We start from the raw sequence: 3573 nt of genomic DNA on the forward strand, positions 1-3573 counted from the left end.
GCTGAGCGCCGATGCCGCGCTGCGTGTGGCCCAGCGCGTCGCGCTGGGCGCCGCGCAGGCCGAGCGCCGCATCGAACGCGCGCAGGCGCCGCAGATGATCTATCTCGACGACAGCGACCGCGCGCACCTGGCCTACGTGGTGTCGTTCTTCGCCGATGCGCCGAACGGCGGCGCGCCGAGCAGGCCGTTCGTGATCGTGGATGCGCGCAGCGGCGCCATCCTCAAACAGTGGGACGCGCTGACCACGCGCGATGCCACCGGCCCGGGCGGCAACGCCAAGACCGGCCAGTACGAGTACGGCAGCGACAGCATCCACGGCTTCCTGGAGGTGGACGACAACTGCCGCATGCAGAACAGCAACGTCAAGTCGGTGAACCTCAACGGCGGCAGCTCCGGCACCACCGCGTACCAGTTCACCTGCCCGCGCAACACCTACAAGACCATCAACGGCGCCTACTCGCCGATCAACGACGCGCACTACTTCGGCGGCGTGATCGAGAAGATGTACCGCAGCTACGTCGGCGTGGCGCCGCTGACCTTCCAACTGGTGATGCGCGTGCATTACGGCACGCGCTACGAGAACGCGTTCTGGAACGGTTCGACGATGAACTTCGGCGACGGCAACACGCGCTTCTATCCGCTGGTGAGCGCCGACGTCGCCGGCCACGAGGTCTCGCACGGCTTCACCGAGCAGCATTCCAACCTCACCTATTCCGGCCAGTCCGGCGGCATCAACGAGGCGTTCTCGGACATGGCCGGCGAGGCCACCGAGTACTACCTCAAGGGCACGAACGACTTCAAGGTCGGCACCGAGATCTTCAAGGCCAACGGTGCGCTGCGCTACATGGCCACCCCGACCCAGGACGGCAGCTCGATCGACAACGCCGCCAACTACCGCAGCGGCCTGGACGTGCATTACTCCTCGGGCGTCTACAACAAGGCGTTCTACACCCTGGCCACCACCTCCGGCTGGAACACGCGCAGCGCGTTCGAGGTATTCGCCCGCGCCAACCAGCTGTACTGGACGCCCAGCACCAGCTTCAACAGCGGCGCCTGCGGCGTGCAGACCGCCGCGAGCGACCTGAGCCGCTCGGTGACCGCGGTGCGCAATGCCTTCGCCGCCGTTGGCGTGAGTTGCCCGCAGTAGGGCCTGCACGGACGCGCACGGCCATCCGCGTGGATGGCCGTGCGTTGCAGTTCGGGATGGGGATTGGGGATTGGCAACAGCTGCTCTCGCCGATCGTCGCGTAGGAGCGGCGCTTGTCCCCTTTTCGGGATCAGCCGCGACGCGCGATCGCCAAAACGTCACGACGGAAGCCGCTCCTGCGCCGGGTCGGCGATACTGTGTGGTCTCTCCCGCGCCCTGCCCGCCTCCGATGCCGTTCGCTTCCCTCGGTCTGTCGCCCGCGCTGTATCCCGCCTTCGCCGCCGCGCTCGCGCGCGTCGGCTGGCAGACACCCACGCCGATCCAGCAGCAGGCCGTACCGCTCGTCGTCGCCGGCCACGACCTGCTGGCCATGGCGCAGACCGGTTCCGGCAAGACCGCGGCGTTCGCGCTGCCGTTGCTGCAGGCCTGCGCGCAGGCGGCCAGGCCGGCGCGCTCCACCCGCGTGCTGGTGCTGGTGCCGACCCGCGAACTGGCGGTGCAGGTCGCCGATACCTTCGTCGCGCTGGGCCTGGAATTGCCGCGGCGGCCGCGGGTGGTGGTGGCGGTCGGCGGCGTCTCGATCAATCCGCAGATGCTGGCGCTGCGCGGCGGCGCCGACGTGGTGGTGGCCACGCCCGGGCGTCTGCTCGACCTGCTGGCGCAGCGCGCGCTGCAACTGGACGCGGTGGCGCACCTGGTGCTGGACGAGGCCGATCGCCTGCTCGACCTGGGCTTCGGCGCCGAGCTGGAGCGGCTACTGCAACTGCTGCCGCCGACGCGGCAGACCCTGTTGTTCTCGGCCACCCTGCCAGCCCCGATCGCGGCGCTGGCCACGCGCCTGCTGCGCGCGCCGCGACGCATCGGCGACGCCGCCGACGCCGCCCCGATCCCGGCGACGCTGCGCCAGCGCGCGATCGAGGTCGACGACGGGCGTCGCCTGGCGTTACTGCAGCATTTGCTGGAACAGGAAGCATGGCCACGCGCACTGGTGTTCGTCGCCAGTCGGCGCAGCGCCGAGCAGGTCGCGACGGCGCTGGCCAAGGCCGGCATCGCCGCACAGCCACTGCACGGCGACCTCGCACAAGGGCGGCGCCTGCGCACCCTGGAGGCGTTCCGCCAGCAGCAGGTGCGGGTGCTGGTGACCACCGACCTGGCCGCGCGCGGCATCGACATCGCCGCGCTGCCGGTGGTGGTGAACTACGACCTGCCGCGTTCCACCGCGGACTACACCCATCGCATCGGCCGCAGCGCGCGCGCCGGTGCCGAGGGCCAGGCGCTGAGCTTCGTCGACGCGGCCAGTGCGGCGCATCTGCGCCTGATCGAAAAGCGGCAAGGCGTGCGCGTGCCGCGCGAACGCATTCCCGGCTTCGAGCCGAAGCAAGCGCCAACCCCGGCCGCCGCACCGTCCACGGAGGCGGCCGCCTCCACCGGCGGCATCAAGGGCAAGCGACCGAGCAAGAAGGACAGGCTGCGCGCGGCGCGTGCGCAGGACGGGGAGCCGCCCGCGAGCGGCTGAGCGGCGCCGCGTGGGCTGTACGACGCCTCACTGCGGCATCCGTCGCCACACAGACGCGTGCCGAGATCAGGCACGTTTCCGGCCAGAACATCAGAACGACCGCGTCGCCATGCTACGCGGGCTTGTCGGACGGATCCGACCAAGGACGCCAGGAGCGTCCGCGCCAACGCGTGCCGCAGTCGGCCCTCCGGCCAGAAACGCCTGGAAGGCCTGCCGCACCGCGGCAAGCGCTGCGGCGATGCCAAAGGGCGCGGGCAGTGGCCTGGCGTCGCACGTCGATGCCACGGCGCCGCCCCCGGCGCGACAGGCACGCCGAATCGCGCTCAGTCCTCGAAGGGATCGTGCTCGCTTTCGTCCTGGCCGCCCTTGGCCCGCGGCGGCCGCGTGCACGCGCGGCTGCGGATCTCCACGTAGAACTGCTCGCCGCCGGCAGCGACCAGCGCGTCGACCGCACGCAGCAGTTCGGCCGGCGGCAGCACCGCGGCGGTGGCTTCCTCGGTGCCGAACAGAGTGTCGAAATCCCAGTAGTCCGCACCGGCCGGCAAGGTCTTGCGGCGCTCGCGGCGGATGTACTTGCGGATGTCGTGCTTGGCGGCGTCGAGCAGGCGGTCGGGATGCTTGCCTTCGATGCGGAGCCGGTAGGTCTTCTTCACTGCGGGAAATCCTGGAAAGGGAATGCGGCGGTCATCGCAGGGCGACGGCGCGGCGGGCGCACCGACGGACGGCGCGTACGACGGCCGCCATGGTGCCAGAAGCGGCCGCACGCTGCGGATTGCGCGGATAATCGGGGCACGCCCCATGGCACGCAGGAGCCACCGATGACCGATCCGTCCGCTTTCGCGGGATACCGCGTGCTCGTTGCCGGCGCCAGCCGCGGGATCGGCCTGGCGATCGCCGATGCCTTCGCCCG

3 protein-coding genes are annotated in these 3573 nt (G+C 70.7%); 2 read left to right on the forward strand and 1 reads right to left on the reverse strand.

What is annotated here, in order from left to right; all coding sequences use genetic code 11:
* Both D588_RS0116750 and D588_RS0116755 read left to right on the forward strand, forming a co-directional pair.
* On the forward strand, positions 1 to 1147 hold a 1147-nt coding region (locus tag D588_RS0116750; protein WP_017916798.1), incomplete at its 5' end, for a M4 family metallopeptidase.
* A 229-nt stretch (positions 1148 to 1376) separates the two neighbouring features.
* A complete protein-coding gene (locus D588_RS0116755; protein ID WP_017916799.1) occupies positions 1377 to 2663 on the forward strand; it encodes a DEAD/DEAH box helicase in 1287 nt (428 codons plus the stop codon).
* Between the two features lie 323 nt (positions 2664 to 2986).
* On the opposite strand, the gene D588_RS0116760 is transcribed toward D588_RS0116755, so the two are convergent.
* On the reverse strand, positions 2987 to 3316 hold the full coding sequence (locus tag D588_RS0116760; RefSeq protein WP_017909718.1) for a DUF6172 family protein: 330 nt from the start codon (positions 3314 to 3316) through the stop codon (positions 2987 to 2989).
* Positions 3317 to 3573 lie beyond the last annotated feature (257 nt).

Origin of the sequence: Xanthomonas sp. SHU 308, assembly GCF_000364645.1 — a bacterium.
Lineage (GTDB): Bacteria > Pseudomonadota > Gammaproteobacteria > Xanthomonadales > Xanthomonadaceae > Xanthomonas_A > Xanthomonas_A sontii.